Here is a 15,823-nt window from a genome sequence, read left to right as displayed (position 1 = left end):
CGGCCTCACCGATGGCGTCCGTCGGCGCGGCGCCCGGACTACGGCCCTCCGTCAACTCGCACTCCCCGCAGTGATCTTGAAAGGATGCAACAGGTCGTCTCAACACGCGGGCCTCCTCGCGGCGCTCCGCGCATCCTCCATCATCGTCGGCGCGGCCTTGGGGACCCTCCTCTCCAAGGACCACTTCGGCGCGCCGCGCCCGGCGACGGGGACCCCTGCTGATGCCGCCCTCCGAGTGAGCCGGGACCGGGGGTGCCGGGCCCTCTGCGGGGACCCGGCACCACGCCGCCTTGAGGGCGAGCCCTCAGAAGGCCTCGCGCCCCACGGCCAGCTCGGCCCACACCAGCTTGCCGGGCCCGTACCGGTCGTCGACGCCCCACTTCTCGGCGAGCGTGTCGACCAGCGGAAGCCCCCAGCCACCGTCGGCGCCCGCGACCGGCAGTGCCATCAACGGCCTTCGCTCGGAGGCATCGTGGACCTCGATGCGCAGGCCGCCCGGCACCCGGACGAAGTGCGTCTCGATCTCCCGGCCAGGCACGCGGCCGTGCCGTACGGCGTTCGTGAGCAGCTCCGAGAGGACGAGCGAGGCGGCGTCCTCGACGGCCCCCCACTCCCATCGCTCCAGCGTCCGGCGCAGCTCCCGCCGAGCCAGCGGCACGCTCCTGGCGGCCTGCCCCCTCGCAGGACGACCACGTCGGCGCCTGGCAGATCCGTCGGCGCGGACTCCATCAGGCCACCTCCGCACGGCGTGCGCCCGCGTGGGATCGGAAAGAGTGAACACGGTTTCGGCAGCGGGTGGTTGACGTCACCCTCCTGTCGCACGTCCGGGTCGACGGTACGGGTGTCAGCGGGGCGCCCCGCGACCGGCGGCGGCCGGTCGGTGGCAGTAACAGACTCAAGGCCAGTCCCGCGAGGCGGACGATAGGGTTGCTCATGTTGACGCTCCTTCGAAGCGTTGGCCATGCCCCCGGACCGGTCGCTCGGTCGCGGGGGTCCTCTTTTCCTGGAATGCCAACTCGGGTCGACCTCCAGATGCAACGTGATCACGCACGGCATCAACATCTGTGCGCTACGTCACACGCAAACAAGCTGAGGGTTACTACCCCACTACCGCAAGTGAGACTTTCGCAAATTTGCGGCACTGTCTCTCCGCAGGCACGGACTGGCCACCCCTTGCCGCGAAGCGGCACACTGAGCGGCACACGGGGAGGAGAAGACATGCCCGCAGGTGGAAGGCCGACGGTTCGCAGCCGACGGCTCGGCGCTGCTCTCAAGCGCTTACGCGAGGCAGCGGGCATCGATCAGTCGGTCGCGGCGCAGGCCATCCTCAGGTCAGTCACCAAGGTGAGCCGACTTGAGAGCGGACAAGTCTCCGCCTCCGTCCTGGAAGTGAGGACCCTCCTGGACTGCTACGGGGTCCGGGACCAAGGTGAGCGCGGTCGGCTCGAAGAGCTGGCGCGGGCGAGGAACCAACGCGGTTGGTGGCTGGACTACCAGGAGACTCTGCGCCCGGACTACGCCGATCACATCACTCTCGAGAGCGACTCGACCTACATCAAGTCATGGGAACCGTCATTGATTCCCGGCCTGCTGCAGACCCCGGAGTACGCGGAGTCGGTGATCTCCACCGGCCCAGCCTTCATCGCGCCGGACCGCATCACGGAGTTGGTCAAGGTCCGCCAAGAGCGCCAGCGGAGGATCGATCAGGGCGGGGTCCACCTCACCGCAATTATCTGGGAGCCCGCCATAACGGCGCTCGGTCACGATCAGGTCCTCTGCGTCGGCCAGCTCCGGCGCCTCATGGACGCCGGGGAGCGTCAGAACGTCACCTTGCAGATCCTGCCGACTGCGGCCAGCAAGACAGCGGGAATCTCGGGCGCGTTCGTCGCCTTCTCGTTCGGGGTCGAACCCACCGTCGAAGCGGTGACCGCCCGCACCGTCACCCACACCACAGTCGTCGAAGCCCCCGAAGACCTCGCCGCCTACGCGAACGTTTTCGACCGACTACGCTCGGCAGCGTTGTCGCCCGAGGAGAGCGCGGACCGCTTCCGCCGGATGCTGGACGACGTATCAGATCAGAAGGAAGAGGGACCATGACACCTGGGATCGTCGGCGTTTTCCGCAAGTCGTCCTTCTCCGACCAGGAGGGCGACTGCGTCGAGATGGCGCACACGTCCACGGCGGGGAGCGCCATCAGGGACAGCAAGGCCGTCACCGGGCCGCACCTCCTCTTCGGGGCGGACGCCTGGACGTCCTTCCTCGGGGCGGTGCGGACGGAACAGTTGTAGGCCTCCGTGGAAGGGAAACCCCATGATTCCCCACCACCTTCGGGACGACGCCACGCTTGTCCAAGACCTCCAGCGGATGGGGCACGCGCCCCGGGAGTACTCCGCCGGGCTCGGGCCCGGGAGTCATGACCTCGGCGTAGTCGACGTGCGGCACGCTCCCGCCGAACCCGCCTGGCGAAGCAGCAGCTACAGCAGCGGGAACGGTCAGTGCGTAGAGGTCGGGAGCGGGCTCCCGGGCAACGTTCCCGTACGGGACAGCAAGACCGCCCCAACCGGGCCGCACCTCACCGTCGAGGCTGACGTCTGGACGTCGTTCGTCAGCGCGCTCAAGTCCGCGCGGCTCTAAGCCAGGGTGTGCCGCCTCGCACAGGAGACCCCATGATCCCCGACGACCTCCGGGCCGACGCCCAACTGCTCTGGGACTTCCAGCGGATGGGGCACGCGCCCCGGCCGTGTTCCGTGGTGCTCGGGCTCGGGAGTCATGACCTCGGGGTCGCCGATGTCGCCGTGTCGCTGTACCGGGGCGGGTTCGCGCCGCTCCTCGTCTTCACCGGGGCCACCAGCGCCACCACCCGGGAGCGGATGCCCCGGGGCGAGGCCGTGCACTACCGGGAGCGGGCCCTCGCGCTCGGCGTGCCCGGGGACGCCGTGCTCGTCGAGACACGGGCCCGGAACACCGGGGAGAACATCCGCTTCTCCCGCGAACTCCTCGCCGCGCGCGGGGTGGACGTGACCTCCGTGCTGCTCGTCAGCAAGCCCTACGAGGAGCGGCGGGCGTACGCGACCGCCCTGCGCGCCTGGCCCGGGGTCGACGTCGTCTGCGCCTCCTCGCCGCTGGCGCTCGACGCGTACGCCGGGGAGATCGGGGACGTACGGCTCGTGCTCGACATGCTCGTCGGGGCCGTACAGCGGCTGATCGTCTACCCCGCCCGGGGGTTCACGGCCGAGCAGGACGTCCCCCCGGCCGTCGCCGACGCCTATCGGCGGCTGCGCGACCGGGGGTTCACCGGGCGGCTCGTGCCCGAATCCGTGTGAAGGCCACGGGGCGGGGCCGGGAGGACGGGGACGGGAGGACGACACCCCGCCCCCGGCAGTCGAGCGCGGGCGTTCCCCGGTCGGCTCCCGGTCCCGGTCCCGGCCGGGACCGGGGCGCCGGGGCGCCGGACAGGCCCCGGTACGGGATCTGCGGGGGCCTCAGCCCTCCCCCACCACCTCCCCGAAGTGCGTGTTCACCGCCAGCAGGCCGCCGTCGACGCGCAGGACCGTGCCCGTGATCCAGGACGCGTCCCGGGAGGCCAGGAACGCGACCGCCGCCGCGATGTCCTCGGGGGTGCCCACCCGGCCCAGCGGGTACACGCGGGACGCGAGGGCGGCCAGGGTGTCCTCCCGGCCCGCCCAGCCCGCCGTCGCGATCGTCCCCGGGTTGATCTGGTTCACCCGGACCCCGCGCCGCGCCGCGTCCCCCGCCAGCGTGCGGGTCAGCGACGTCAGGCCCGCCTTCGCCGCGCTGTAGGCGTGCCCGCCGAAGTCCGCCTCCGCGTTGACCGAGCCGATCGTCACGATCGCGCCCCGCCCGCCCGCCGCCGCCAGATGCGGCAGCGCCGCCCGCGAGCAGCGGACCGCCCCCATGAACGTGATGTCCTGCTGCGCGCTCCACACCGCGTCGGGCTCCTCCTCGAAGAGGTCCAGGTCCGGAGTCACCGCGCCCAGCGCGTTGTTGACGAGGACGTCCAGGCGGCCGAACGCGCGGACCGCGTGCGCCACCGCCGCGTCCACCGACGCCTGGTCAGCCACGTCGCAGCGCAGCGCCTCCGCGCCGTCGATGCCCGCCGCCGTCCGTTCCGCCTCCTCCTCGTCGACATCCGTGACGAGGACCCGCGCGCCCTCCGCCGCGAGCCGCCGTGCCGTGGCCGCGCCGATGCCCCGGGCCGCGCCCGTGACCATGACCGCGTATCCGCCGAAACGTTCCCTCGGGTCCGGGACTCCCGCCCCGCCCTTCCCGTCCGTGTGATCCATACGGACGATCACAGCAGCCGGTGCCCCCGTGCGCCACCCCCCGGAGCCCCGAACTCGCCCCGGCCCGGCGGCCGTCCGCTCAGACGGTGGCGTCCACCGCCGCACGTACCGCCCTGACCAGTGCCTGGGCGCGCGGGTCCGCCGTGACCGTCCTGCGCATCCCGTTGGTGACGTACCCGAAGGCCACCCCGGTGTCCGGGTCGGCGAAGCCGAGCGAGCCGCCCCGGCCGGGGTGGCCGAAGGACGACGGGCCGAGGAGCGGCGACGCCGGGCCGTGCAGCATGTGGCCGAGCCCGAAGCGGGTGCCGACCAGCAGGACCCGGTCCTGGCCCGCCGACTCCTCCGTGCCCGCCAGCGCGAGGCTCTCCGGGGTGAGCAGGCGCGGGGCGCCGTCCACGGGCCCGAGGAGGGCCGCGTAGAAACCGGACAGGGCGCGGGCCGTCGCCACCCCGGCCGAACCGGGCAGTTCGGCGGCGAGATACGCCGGGTCGTTCTCGTCGGGCCGGGGGTCGATGGCGCCGAAGGCGCGCCGGGTGAGGGAGCCGGGGTCCTGGTACGCCTCGGTGACGGAGCGCTTGGGGCGCAGCCGCAGGGCGCCGCCGCCGGGCGGCTCGACCTCCTCGACGGGCCCGATCCGGCCGGCCCGGTGCGCCTCGGCGGCGGGGAGCCCGATCCACAGGTCGAGGCCGAGGGGGCCGGTGATCTCCTCGGCGGTCCAGCGGCCGATGGTGCGCCCGGTGACCCGGTGGACGAGTCCGGAGAGCAGCCAGCCGAAGGTGTGGGCGTGGTAGCCGTGGGCGGTGCCCGGCTCCCAGACCGGCGCCTGGGCGGCGACGGCGGCGGTCGCGGTGGCCAGGTCGGTGGCCTCGGCGAGGGTGAGCGGCCGGTCGAGGACGGGCACGCCCGCCCGGTGCGCCAGGAGCTGCCGTACGGTCACCCGGTCCTTGCCCGCGGCCTTGAACTCCGGCCAGTACGCGGCGACGGGGGCGTCCAGGTCGAGGAGTCCGCGCTGGTGCAGCAGCAGGGGGACGACGGCGGCGACGCCCTTGGCGGCCGAGCGGACGACCTGGGCGGTGCCTGCCGTCCACGGGGCGGGGTCCGGGTCGCCGCCCCCGGCACCCCCGGCACCCCCGATGTCCCCGGCACCCCCGGCATCCCTGGTGCCCGCCCACAGGTCGACGACCGCGCGCCCGTCGTGGTGGACGGCGACGGCCGCGCCCCGCTCGCCGCGCTGCTCGAAGTTGCGCAGGAACGCGTCCCTGACGGGCTCCCAGCCCGCCGCCACCGTGCCCTGGACGTCCACGTCCCCGCTCCTCACCGACCGCTCACCGGATACCGACCCTCCATGGTGCAACGCGGCGGACCGGGGGCGGATTCCGGGGGCGGATTCCGGGAGGGGGGCGTCAGGCGACGGACTGCGGGACGAAGCCGAACGGCAGTTCGAGGCGATGGCGGGCCATCAGCTCCCCGTCGACGAGGAGGGCGCCGGTCGGCCCGTCGGCGGCGATGACGCCCTCGCTGAGGACGACCGCGCGCGGGCAGAGTTCCAGGGCGTACGGCAGGTCGTGGGTGACCATGAGGACGGTGACGTCGAGGGCGCGGAGGATGTCGGCGAGCTCGCGGCGCGAGGCCGGGTCCAGGTTGGAGGAGGGCTCGTCGAGGACGAGGATCTCCGGTTCGGTGGCGAGGACGGTCGCCACGGCGACCCGGCGGCGCTGCCCGAAGGAGAGGTGGTGCGGGGGCCGGTCGGCGTACGCGGTCATCCCGACCCGGTCGAGGGCCTCGCGCACGACCTCGTCGAGGGCGGCGCCGCGCAGTCCGGCGGCGGCCGGGCCGAAGGCCACGTCCTCGCGGACGGTCGGCATGAACAGCTGGTCGTCGGGGTCCTGGAAGACGATGCCGACCTTGCGCCGGATCTCGGCCATGTGTGCCCTGCCGACGGGCAGTCCGGCGACGGTGACCGATCCGGCGCCGCCGGTGAGGATGCCGTTGAGGTGCAGGACCAGGGTGGTCTTGCCCGCGCCGTTGGGGCCGAGGAGGGCGACCCGCTCGCCGCGCGCCACGGTCAGGTCGACACCGAACAGGGCCTGGTGGCCGTCGGGATAGGCGTACGCGAGGCCGCGCACGTCCAGCGAGGGGGCGTCGGTCATGTGATGCCTCCCAGGAGGCGGACGAGAAGGGCGGTGACGGGGAGCGCGGCGGCGTACGCCCATTGGGCGCGGGTCGCGGTGACCTCGTCGAGGACGGGCATCGTGCCGGTGTAGCCCCGGCTGACCATGGCGAGGTGGACCCGCTCGCCGCGCTCGTAGGAGCGGATGAAGAGCGCGCCCGCCGACTTGGCGAGGACGCCCCAGTGGCGGACGCCCCGCGCCTCGAAGCCGCGCGAGCGGCGGGCCACGGACATCCGGCGCATCTCGTCGGTGATGACGTCGCCGTAGCGGATCATGAACGAGGCGATCTGGACGAGGAGCGGCGGCAGCCTCAGCCGCTGGAGGCCGAGGAGCAGGGCGCGCAGTTCGGTGGTGGAGGCCAGGAGGACGGAGGCCGCGACGCCGAGGGTGCCCTTGGCGAGGACGTTCCAGGCGCCCCACAGGCCGGGGACGCTCAGGGACACCCCGAGGACCTGGGTCTGTTCGCCGGGCACCACGAACGGCATGAGCAGCGCGAACGCGACGAACGGCACCTCGATGACCAGCCGCCGCAGCAGGAACCCGGCCGGGACGCGGGCCTTCGCCGCGACGACGGCGAGGAGCAGGGCGTAGAGGGCGAAGGCCCAGACGGCTTCGCGGGGCGTCGAGACGACGACCAGGACGAAGCCGAGGACGGCGACGAGCTTGGTGTGCGGGGGCAGCTCGTGGACCGGCGAGACCGCGTGCCGGTAGAGCTTGTGCGCGTGCCCCGCACCCATGTCAGACGGCTTCCGTACGGGTCTCTTCGGCGGGCGTACGGGTCTCCCCCTGCGCCCGGCGGCGGCGCACGGTCCAGAAGGCGCCGGTGCCGACGGCGAGGGTGGCGCCGACTCCGATCACCCCGGCGAGGCCGCCGGAGAGGCGGGGCGCCTCGACGCCCTTGACGCCGTAGTCGGCGAGCGGGGAGTCCGCGGCGGCGTGCTCCTCGGCCTTGGCGTCGATGCCCTTGTCGGCGGCGACCTTCTCCAGGCCGTCGGGGCTGGCGGAGGCGTAGAAGGAGACGAAGCCCGCGAGGACCAGGGCGGTGACGACCCCGGCGGCCCACAGCTTCTTCGGGGAGCGGGCGGGGGCGGCGGGGGCCGGGTCCGGCGCGGGCGCGTCGATCAGTTCGCCGCCGACGCGGAGCCTGAGCGGGGCGGTGAGGCCCCGGGCGCCGTGGACGAGGTCGGGGCGGACGGCGATGACCGCGCCGACGGTGAGGGTGGTGATGACGGCCTCGCCGATGCCGATGAGGACGTGCACGCCGACCATGGCCGTGAGGACCTTGGGGACGGGGACGTCGGTGGTGCCGCCGATCGCGTAGATCGCGGTGAAGGCGGCGGCCGCGGCCGGTACGGAGACCAGGGCGGCGACGAAGGAGGCCACGGTCACGGAGGCGCGGGTGCGGGGCAGCAGGAGGACGAGGCCCCGGAAGAGCGCGTAGGCGACGACGACGGTGACGACGCCCATGACGGTGATGTTCACACCGAGGGCGGTGAGACCGCCGTCGGCGAAGAGGACGCCCTGCATGAGCAGGACGACGGCGATGCACAGGACGCCGGTCCAGGGACCGACGAGGATCGCGGCGAGCGCGCCGCCGAGCAGATGTCCGCTGGTCCCGGCGGCGACCGGGAAGTTCAGCATCTGCACGGCGAAGACGAAGGCCGCGACGAGTCCGGCGAGCGGGGCGGTCCGCTGGTCCAGCTCGCGCCGGGCCCCGCGCAGGCTCACGGCCACGGCGGCCGCGGCGACGACACCGGCGGCGGCCGAGACGGGAGCGTCGATGAATCCGTCAGGTACATGCACAATCCGCATGATGAGCGCTGCTGCGAAGGGCTTGCAAGAGCGCACAGGTCACAGAACGGTGGCGCATGGCCGCGCGGGACCGGGGAAGGAGTGGGACATTGGTCGACAAGAGGACAAACCCGAGGAGCCTTCGATGGCCGCCGCAGACGACCGTCCGGTCGAGCACCGCCCGGTCGAGCACCCCCTGACCGAGGGCCTCCGGGCCGAGCACCACCGGGCCGAGGACCCATGGACCGCGCGCAGCGTGCCCGAGGGGCTCCACGGCGCGGACCACCCGGCGGAGGGGCTTCGGGCCGGGGGCCGCACCGCCGACGGGACGGTGGCGGCGGGCGGGGACGGTTCGGTCGACGACCGGACCAAGGGCCGGATCATCACCGACGCCCCGCTGTCCCGCCCCGTGCCCGTCTCCCTCCGGTACGACCCCGCTTTCTCCCCCGCGACCGTCCGGTTCGGCTTCCCGGGCTCCGTCGAGTGGTCCTTCCCGCGCGCCCTCCTGGAGACGGGGCTGCGGGCCCCGACCCGGCGCGGCGACATCGGGGTCTGGCCGTGCGGACGGGTCCAGACGGTGGTGGAGCTGCACACGGAGGACGGGGTCACGGTCGTCCAGTTCGACAGCCAGGCCCTGCGGCGCTTCCTCCGGCACACGTACGCCTCCGGCACGCGTACGCCGTCGGCACCCCGATGACGGGGCACCGACGGCGTACGGAGCCGGTGCGGGCCCGCGAGGGCCCCCCGGTCAGACCTTCACCAGGTCCCGTTCCCTGGGGTCGCCCGCCGGGTCCGGCTTCGTGAGGGCCTCGCCCTCCACGTCGACGTTGGGCAGGAGGCGGTCCAGCCACTTCGGCAGCCACCAGGCCTTGTGGCCCAGGAGCGCCAGCACGGCGGGGACGATCGCCATCCGCACCACGAAGGCGTCGAAGAGGACCGCGACGGCCAGGCCGAAACCGATCATCTTGATCATCTGGTCGGTCATGCCGATGAAGCCCGCGAAGACCGCGATCATGATCACCGCGGCGGCGGTGACCACCCGGGCGCTGTGCCGGAAGCCGGTCACGATCGCCTCGCCGGGCCGCTCCCCGTGGACGTACGCCTCCCGCATCCGGGTGACGAGGAAGACCTCGTAGTCCATCGCGAGACCGAAGACCACACCGACCATGAAGATCGGCATCATCGACATGATCGGGCCGGTCTGCTCGACCCCGAAGAGACCGCCGAGCCAGCCCCACTGGAAGACCGCGACGACCGCGCCGAGGGCCGCGACCACCGAGAGCAGGAAGCCGAGGGCCGCCTTCAGGGGGACGAGGACCGAGCGGAAGACCAGGGTCAGCAGGACGAAGGCCAGACCGACGACGAGGGCCAGGTACGGCACCAGGGCGTCGTTCATCTTCTCCGAGAAGTCGATGTTCATCGCGGTGGCGCCGGTGACCAGGACGTCGTCGCCGGTGGCGCCCCGGATGTCGTGGACGAGGCTCTCGGTGGCGGCGGAGGACGGCCGGTCCTTCGGCACCACGGTGATCATGGCGGCGTCGCCCGCCTTGTTGAGCGTGGCGGGGGTGACCGCGGCCCAGCCTTCGAGGCCCTTGATCGTGGCGACGGTCCGGTCGGCGGTCGCCTTGTCGCCGTCCACGACGACGAGCAGCGGGCCGTTGAAGCCGGGGCCGAAGCCGTCGGAGAGGGCGTCGTAGGCGCGGCGCTCGGTGGCGGAGACCGGCTTGACGCCGTCGTCCGGGAGGCCCATCTCAAGGGAGGCGGCGGGCAGCGCGACCGCGCCGAGGCCGAGGACGCCGACGAGCAGCACCAGGACCGGGCGGCGGAGGACGAAGCGGGCCCAGCGGGTGCCGCCGTTGGGCTTGTCCGCGGGCTTCGCGCCGAGCTTGTCGGCGGACTTCGCGGCGCCCGCGCCCTGCTCGGGCTCCTCGCCCTGCTCGCGCTCCTTGCGCTCCTTGCGCTCCTTGCGGCTGAGGACCTTGTCCCCGGCGAAGCCGAGCAGCGCGGGGATCAGGGTCAGCGCGATGAGGACGGCGATGACGACGGTCCCGGCGGCGGCGAAGCCCATCTTCGTCAGCATCGGGATGTTGACGACGGCCAGGCCGACGAGGGCGATGACGACGGTGAGTCCGGCGAAGACGACGGCGGAGCCCGCCGTGCCGACCGCGCGGCCCGCGGCCTCCTCCTTCTCCCGGCCCTCGGTCAGCTCCGCGCGGTAGCGGGAGACGATGAAGAGGGCGTAGTCGATGCCGACCGCGAGGCCGATCATCATGGCGAGGGTGGAGGTGGTGGAGCCGAGGTCGAGGACGCTGGCGAGCGCGGTGATCGTCGCGACGCCGATGCCGACGCCGATGACGGCGGTGAGCAGCGGCAGTCCGGCGGCGACGAGGGAGCCGAAGGTCATGACGAGGACGATGCCCGCGACGACCACGCCGACTATCTCGCCCGCGCCGGTCGCGGGCATGGTCTGGAGGGCGTCACCGCCGACCTCGACGGTCAGGCCCTTGCCCTGGGCGTCCTGCCCGGCCTCGGTCAGCGCCTCACGGGTCGCGTCGGTCAGCTCCATCCCGTTGACCTTGTAGGAGACGGAGACGTAGGCGGTGGAGCCGTCCTGGGAGACGGCCTGCGCGGTGTAGGGGTCGGTGACCGAGACGATCTGGTCCGAGCCCGACTTCAGCTGGGCGACGGTGTCCTCGACGACGGCCTTGTGCGCCGCGTCGGTCATCTTCTGGCCCTCGGGCGCCTGGAAGACGACACGGGCGGTGGCCCCGTCGGCTCCGGCGCCGGGGAAGCGCTCTTCCAGCAGGTCGAAGGCGCGCTGGGCCTCGGTGCCGGGGATGGAGAAGGAGCTGGAGGTCGCGGTGGGGGCGGTGGCGGCGCCGATGCCGGCGACGGCCAGGAGCGCCACCCAGAGCAGGGCGACGAGCCGTCGGCGCCGGAAGGCGGAACGGCCGAGCTTGTAGAGGAACGTGGCCACGGGGGCGTACTCCCGGTGTGGGGTGGAAGACAGGGCATGGGGAGCCGGCCCGACGGCGTGAGCGGTACGCGTCAGGATGTGCTGGTGCTGTTGCTGGTGCTCCGGCGCGCGGCCGGGGCGGAGGGGGGATCAGACGCCGAGTGAGGGGAGCACGACGGCGTCGACGTACGCTCTGAGGAAGGCGGCGTCGACCGGCTGGTCCTCGATGAGCGGCCGAGCGACGAAAGCGCCGATCAGCATGTGGGGGACGAGCTTGAGCGCCGGGTTGTCGGCGGCCACCTCACCCCTGCGGACCGCGCGGGCCAGGACTTCGTCGAGGCAGTTCATCTCGGGTTCGATGAGCAGTTCGCGAAGGGCCCGGTGCAGTTCGGGGTTGGTGTGGACGGCATGGGCGAGGCCCCGCATCAGCGCGGAGTCCTTCTCCATCTGACAGTCGTCGGTCCGTTCGAGGAGCACCCGGAAGTCGCCGCGCAGGGTGCCGGTGTCGATCCCCGAGAGGTCGGCCGGCTTGTTGTGGCGCATGGCCCTGGCGACCAGCTCGGGCTTGCTCCCCCACTGGCGGTAGAGGGTGGCCTTGCTGGAGTGGGTGCGGGCGGCGACGGCGTCCATGGTGAGGGCGTCGTAGCCGACCTCGCGCAGGAGGTCGAGCACGGCTCCGTACAGCTCGGTCTCCCGCTCGGGAGTGAGTCTGCTGCGGGCCATGGCCGGGGCTCCTGTCCGGAGGGTGTCCGTCGAAACGACTTTCGTACGGTACGAGACTACCCGGGCCCCCAGCGAAACGAAACCGTTTCGTACGTGTCCTGAACCACACCGCCGACGGGAACTCGGACGGCCCCGGCGCCGAAGGCGGGCCACCATCCACGACGGTCGACGGGGCGGGGCGCACCACCGGGGGCCGGGCCGCAACCACGCCGGGCGCACCACCGGAAGCCCGACCCCGACCCGGCCGGGCGCACCACCGGAGGGCGGGCCGCGCCCTCCGTGAACACCTGCGGAGCCGGGCCGCCCCTCCCCCGTGAACACCCGCAAACACGTACGAGTTGCCGCGCCCCCTCCCCACGGAAAGCATGAGGAGGTGAGTGACGACGCCGCGTATCTCCGATTCCCGCACCTCCACGAGGACCTGCTCTGCTTCGCCGCCGAGGACGACCTGTGGATCGCCCCGCTCGTCCCCGCGGGCCACCGGCCCGGCCGGGCATGGCGGCTCACCGTCGACCGGACCCGGGTCGGACACCCCCGCTTCTCACCGGACGGGCGCCACCTCGCGTACACGAGCTGGCGCAGCCTCGACCCCGAGATCCATCTCGTGCCGGTCGACGGCGGGTCCGCCCGGCAGCTCAGCCACTGGGGCTCCGCCGACACCCGGGTCTGCGGCTGGACGCCCCCCGGCGAGGACGGCCGCTCCGACATCCTCGCCGTCTCCTCGCAGGGCCAGCCCTTCTCCTACTACTCCTGGGCCTACACCGTCCCCACCGACGGCTCCCCCGGCGGCCGGATGCCCTGGGGCCCGGTCTCCGACATCGCCGTCACGGAACACGAAGGGGAGCGCCGCACCCTGCTCCTCACCGGGAAGCCGCCGCACGAACCGGCCGCCTGGAAGCGGTACCTCGGCGGCGCCACCGGCCGCCTCTGGCTGCACGGCAGACGGCTGCTGCCCGACATCGGCGGCCATCTCGACTCCCCGATGGCCGTCGACGGCCGGGTCGCCTTCCTCTCCGACCACGAGGGCGTCGGCAACCTCTACTCCTGTCTGCCCGACGGCACCGGGCTGCGCCGCCACACCGACCACGACGCCTTCTACGCCCGGCACGCCTCCAGCGACGGCCGCCGGGTCGTCTACCAGTGCGCGGGCGACCTGTGGATCGTGGACGCGCTCACCCCCGACTCCCGGCCCCGGAAGCTGGAGGTCCGGCTCGGCGGACAGCGCGTCGGCCGCCGCCGGTACCAGGTGCCCGCCGCCCAGCACGTCGACGCGGTCTCCGTGGACGAGACCGGACGCGCCAGCGCCGTCTCGGTCCGGGGCAGCCTCTACTGGCTCACCCACCGCGACGGCCCCGCCCGCACCATCGTCGACACCCCGGGCGTCCGGGTCAGGCTCCCCGAGATGCTCGGCAGCGGCGGCCAGGTCGCGTACGTCACCGATGCCGAGGGCGAGGACGCGGTCGAGGTCGGCCATCTGCCGCGCGCCAGCGGCGACCGGCCCCCGCGTCGGCTCGCCTCCGGCGGACTCGGCCGGATCGAGGAACTGGTCGCCGACCCCGAGGGCGAGCGACTGGCCCTCGCCACCCACGACGGACGACTGCTGCTCGTCGACGCGACGGAGGACGCCGAAGACGCCGAGGACGCCGAGGACGCTGTGGACGCCGAGGACGCCGAAACCCCGTCCGGCGAGGCCACCTCCGACGTCGACCGCACCGAAATCCCCTCCGGCGAAGCAACCGCCGGACAGACCGCCCCCGGACAGACCGGCCCGGAAGCGGCCTCCCCCGGGCCGGTCGCGCCCGGACCGGCCCCCGACGGACGCGTCACCGAACTCATCCGTTCCGTCAACGGACCCGTCCGCGACCTCGCCTTCTCGCCCGACGGGACCTGGCTCACCTGGTCGCACCCCGGCATCGGCCGCTCGCTGCGCTCCATCAAGATGGCCCGGATCGCGGGCCCCGGCCCCCGGACCGTCCTGGACGTCACCAACGGGCGCTTCGAGGACGAGAACCCCGTCTTCACCCGGGACGGCCGCTATCTCGCCTTCCTCTCCTGGCGGGGCTTCGACCCGGTGTACGACGTGCACACCGGCGACCTGTCGTTCCCGCTCGGCTGCCGCCCCTACCTCGTACCGCTCTCCTCGGCGACCCCCTCGCCGTTCGCGCTGCTGCCGGACGGGCGCCCGGCGGCCGGGGGCCTCGATCCGGCCGACGACGACACGGAGTCCGCCGACGGGACGGTCACCGTGGAGACCGAGGGGCTGGCCGAGCGGGTCACCCCGTTCCCCGTCGCCGCCTCCAAGTACTCCGCCCTGCACCCGGTCAGCGGCGGCGGTCTCGTCTGGCTGCGCTGGCCGATCTCCGGCGCGCTCGGCGAGACCTTCGCCAATCCGGCCGACACCTCGGGCCGCCCCACCCTGGAGCACTTCTCCATCACCAAGGCCCGCAGGAGCGAACTCACCAAGGAGATCGACTGGTTCGCGGTCAGCGGCGACGGCAGCAGGCTGGTGGTCGCCGAGGAGGGCGAGCTGCGGGCGGTGCCCGCGACCGAGCCCGCCGACGGCGACTCGACCGTCTACCTGGACCTGCGGCGCATCCTCCACGAGATCGACCCGGGCGCCGAGTGGCGGCAGGCCTTCGACGAGGCGGGCCGGATCGTCCGCGCCTACTTCTGGGAGCCCGGCATGGGCGGTGTCGACTGGACGGCCGTCCTCGACCAGTACCGGCCGCTCGTCGAACGGGTCGCCTCCCCCGACGAGTTCGCCGATCTGCTCCGCGAGGTCCTCGGCGAACTCGGCACCTCGCACGCCTACGTCACCCCCGCCCGCCGCAACGAGGGCCCCCCGCACTACCAGCGGCCCATGGGCCTGCTCGGCGCCAACCTGGTTCCCCGGGAGGCCGGCTGGACGGTGAAGCGCATCCTGCCGGGCGAGTCGTCCGACTCCAAGGCCCGCTCCCCGCTCGCCGGTACGGGCATCCGCGCGGGCGCCGTCCTCACCCATGTCGACGGGCGGCCCGTGGACCCGGTCACCGGGCCGTACCCGCTGCTCTCCGGCACCGGCGGCACCACCGTCGAGCTGACCTTCACACCCGCCGGGGGCGAGGGCGGGCCCCGCCGTGTCGCCGTCGTCCCGCTGGTCGACGAGCGGCCGCTGCGCTACCAGGACTGGGTGGCCAAACGCCGGGCGGTGGTCAGACAGCTCAGCGGCGGCCGCTGCGGCTACCTCCACATCCCCGACATGGGCGGCTCCGGCTGGGCCCAGTTCAACCGCGACCTGCGGATGGAGGTCTCCCGGCCCGCGCTCATCGTCGACGTCCGGGGCAACGCGGGCGGCAACATCAGCGAACTCGTCATCGAGAAGCTCACCCGGAAGATCCTCGGCTGGGACCTCACCCGCGACGCCCAGCCCGTCAGTTACGCCTCCAACGCCCCGCGCGGCCCCGTCGTCGCCCTCGCCGACGAGGCCACCTCGTCCGACGGCGACATGATCACCGCCGCGTTCAAGCTGCTGGGCCTCGGCCCGGTCGTCGGCCAGCGCACCTGGGGCGGGGTCGTCGGCATGACCGGCCGCCACCGGCTCGGCGACGGCACCCAGATCACCGTGCCGATGAACGCGGCCTGGTTCCCCGAGTACGGCTGGTCCCTGGAGAACCACGGCGTGGAACCGGACCTCGCGGCCCTGCGCACCCCGCTCGACTGGGCCGAGGGCCGCCACGCGCAGCTCGACGACGCCGTCCACGTGGCGCTCTCGCTCCTCGCGAAGACCCCGGCGGCCTGCCCCCCGGGCTACGAGGACCTCCCGGACCGCTCCCGCCCGGCACTGCCGCCGAGGCCGTAGCACCCCGCCGGGACCGGGGTCATCGGCCCCGGCCCCGGTT

The 15,823-nt window shown here is 73.3% G+C and carries 14 protein-coding genes; 6 read left to right on the top strand and 8 right to left on the bottom strand.

Annotation, left to right across the window (positions count from 1 at the left end; genetic code table 11):
• Positions 1–304: 304 nt before the first annotated feature.
• On the bottom strand, positions 305–658 hold the full coding sequence (locus tag ACIO92_RS24390; RefSeq protein WP_402283167.1) for an ATP-binding protein: 354 nt from the start codon (positions 656–658) through the stop codon (positions 305–307).
• A gap of 560 nt (positions 659–1,218) precedes the next feature.
• On the opposite strand from ACIO92_RS24390, the gene ACIO92_RS24385 reads away from it, so the two are divergent.
• From ACIO92_RS24385 to ACIO92_RS24370, 4 genes are read left to right on the top strand one after another with little or no spacing between them, the layout of a single operon-like run.
• Positions 1,219–2,097, top strand: a complete 879-nt coding sequence (locus ACIO92_RS24385) for a helix-turn-helix transcriptional regulator (protein WP_351786741.1) — start codon at positions 1,219–1,221, stop codon at positions 2,095–2,097.
• Positions 2,094–2,288 carry a DUF397 domain-containing protein gene (locus ACIO92_RS24380; RefSeq protein WP_402283169.1) on the top strand — a complete coding sequence of 65 codons (195 nt, stop codon included), beginning with the start codon at positions 2,094–2,096 and terminating at the stop codon, positions 2,286–2,288. Before ACIO92_RS24385 ends, ACIO92_RS24380 begins: the two co-directional genes overlap by 4 nt.
• A 22-nt stretch (positions 2,289–2,310) precedes the next feature.
• Complete coding sequence (locus tag ACIO92_RS24375) at positions 2,311–2,634, top strand: DUF397 domain-containing protein (RefSeq protein ID WP_402283171.1); 324 nt, start codon at positions 2,311–2,313, stop codon at positions 2,632–2,634.
• Between the two features lie 32 nt (positions 2,635–2,666).
• Positions 2,667–3,323, top strand: coding sequence for a YdcF family protein (locus ACIO92_RS24370; RefSeq protein ID WP_366443243.1), 657 nt, complete (start codon positions 2,667–2,669; stop codon positions 3,321–3,323).
• A 159-nt stretch (positions 3,324–3,482) separates the two neighbouring features.
• Here the strand turns inward: ACIO92_RS24370 and ACIO92_RS24365 are convergent, their stop codons facing one another.
• The 5 genes from ACIO92_RS24365 to ACIO92_RS24345 all read right to left on the bottom strand — a co-directional run bounded on the left by ACIO92_RS24365 (position 3,483) and on the right by ACIO92_RS24345 (position 8,278).
• Positions 3,483–4,304, bottom strand: coding sequence for an SDR family NAD(P)-dependent oxidoreductase (locus ACIO92_RS24365; protein ID WP_402283173.1), 822 nt, complete (start codon positions 4,302–4,304; stop codon positions 3,483–3,485).
• 79 nt (positions 4,305–4,383) lie between these two features.
• Positions 4,384–5,607 carry a serine hydrolase domain-containing protein gene (locus ACIO92_RS24360; RefSeq protein ID WP_366443242.1) on the bottom strand — a complete coding sequence of 408 codons (1,224 nt, stop codon included), beginning with the start codon at positions 5,605–5,607 and terminating at the stop codon, positions 4,384–4,386.
• Positions 5,608–5,707: 100 nt separating this feature from the next.
• Positions 5,708–6,454, bottom strand: a complete 747-nt coding sequence (locus ACIO92_RS24355) for an energy-coupling factor ABC transporter ATP-binding protein (RefSeq protein WP_402283176.1) — start codon at positions 6,452–6,454, stop codon at positions 5,708–5,710.
• Positions 6,451–7,212, bottom strand: a complete 762-nt coding sequence (gene cbiQ, locus ACIO92_RS24350; RefSeq protein ID WP_401238617.1) for a cobalt ECF transporter T component CbiQ — start codon at positions 7,210–7,212, stop codon at positions 6,451–6,453. Before cbiQ ends, ACIO92_RS24355 begins: the two co-directional genes overlap by 4 nt.
• Before the next feature lies 1 nt (position 7,213).
• The gene (locus ACIO92_RS24345) at positions 7,214–8,278 is read right to left on the bottom strand and encodes an energy-coupling factor ABC transporter permease (RefSeq protein ID WP_366443239.1); all 1,065 of its coding nucleotides are present in this window, start codon (positions 8,276–8,278) and stop codon (positions 7,214–7,216) included.
• Positions 8,279–8,411: 133 nt separating this feature from the next.
• Here ACIO92_RS24345 and ACIO92_RS24340 point away from each other — a divergent pair, with 133 nt between their 5' ends.
• Complete coding sequence (locus ACIO92_RS24340) at positions 8,412–8,963, top strand: SsgA family sporulation/cell division regulator (protein ID WP_401238619.1); 552 nt, start codon at positions 8,412–8,414, stop codon at positions 8,961–8,963.
• 51 nt (positions 8,964–9,014) lie between these two features.
• Here the strand turns inward: ACIO92_RS24340 and ACIO92_RS24335 are convergent, their stop codons facing one another.
• The gene (locus tag ACIO92_RS24335) at positions 9,015–11,243 is read right to left on the bottom strand and encodes an MMPL family transporter (RefSeq protein ID WP_402283179.1); all 2,229 of its coding nucleotides are present in this window, start codon (positions 11,241–11,243) and stop codon (positions 9,015–9,017) included.
• A gap of 129 nt (positions 11,244–11,372) precedes the next feature.
• A complete protein-coding gene (locus ACIO92_RS24330; RefSeq protein WP_366443237.1) occupies positions 11,373–11,945 on the bottom strand; it encodes a TetR/AcrR family transcriptional regulator in 573 nt (190 codons plus the stop codon).
• Between the two features lie 373 nt (positions 11,946–12,318).
• Between ACIO92_RS24330 and ACIO92_RS24325 the strand changes: the two genes are divergently transcribed.
• Positions 12,319–15,783 carry a S41 family peptidase gene (locus ACIO92_RS24325; RefSeq protein ID WP_402283181.1) on the top strand — a complete coding sequence of 1,155 codons (3,465 nt, stop codon included), beginning with the start codon at positions 12,319–12,321 and terminating at the stop codon, positions 15,781–15,783.
• Positions 15,784–15,823 lie beyond the last annotated feature (40 nt).

It is taken from the genome of Streptomyces sp. NPDC087215 (assembly GCF_044744885.1).
Classification (GTDB): domain Bacteria; phylum Actinomycetota; class Actinomycetes; order Streptomycetales; family Streptomycetaceae; genus Streptomyces.
The sequence above is the reverse complement of the archived record's forward strand: the minus strand, read 5'-3'. Positions and strand labels throughout refer to the sequence as shown.

What these genes read in the sequence shown, in the direction of transcription:
- ACIO92_RS24385 (WP_351786741.1), top strand. Translation starts at nt 1,219, where the DNA reads ATGCCCGCAGGTGGAAGGCCGACGGTTCGCAGCCGACGGCTCGGCGCT.
- ACIO92_RS24370 (WP_366443243.1), top strand. Translation starts at nt 2,667, where the DNA reads ATGATCCCCGACGACCTCCGGGCCGACGCCCAACTGCTCTGGGACTTC.
- ACIO92_RS24380 (WP_402283169.1), top strand. Translation starts at nt 2,094, where the DNA reads ATGACACCTGGGATCGTCGGCGTTTTCCGCAAGTCGTCCTTCTCCGAC.
- ACIO92_RS24330 (WP_366443237.1), bottom strand. Translation starts at nt 11,945, where the DNA reads ATGGCCCGCAGCAGACTCACTCCCGAGCGGGAGACCGAGCTGTACGGA.
- cbiQ (WP_401238617.1), bottom strand. Translation starts at nt 7,212, where the DNA reads ATGGGTGCGGGGCACGCGCACAAGCTCTACCGGCACGCGGTCTCGCCG.
- ACIO92_RS24355 (WP_402283176.1), bottom strand. Translation starts at nt 6,454, where the DNA reads ATGACCGACGCCCCCTCGCTGGACGTGCGCGGCCTCGCGTACGCCTAT.
- ACIO92_RS24375 (WP_402283171.1), top strand. Translation starts at nt 2,311, where the DNA reads ATGATTCCCCACCACCTTCGGGACGACGCCACGCTTGTCCAAGACCTC.
- ACIO92_RS24340 (WP_401238619.1), top strand. Translation starts at nt 8,412, where the DNA reads ATGGCCGCCGCAGACGACCGTCCGGTCGAGCACCGCCCGGTCGAGCAC.
- ACIO92_RS24365 (WP_402283173.1), bottom strand. Translation starts at nt 4,304, where the DNA reads ATGGATCACACGGACGGGAAGGGCGGGGCGGGAGTCCCGGACCCGAGG.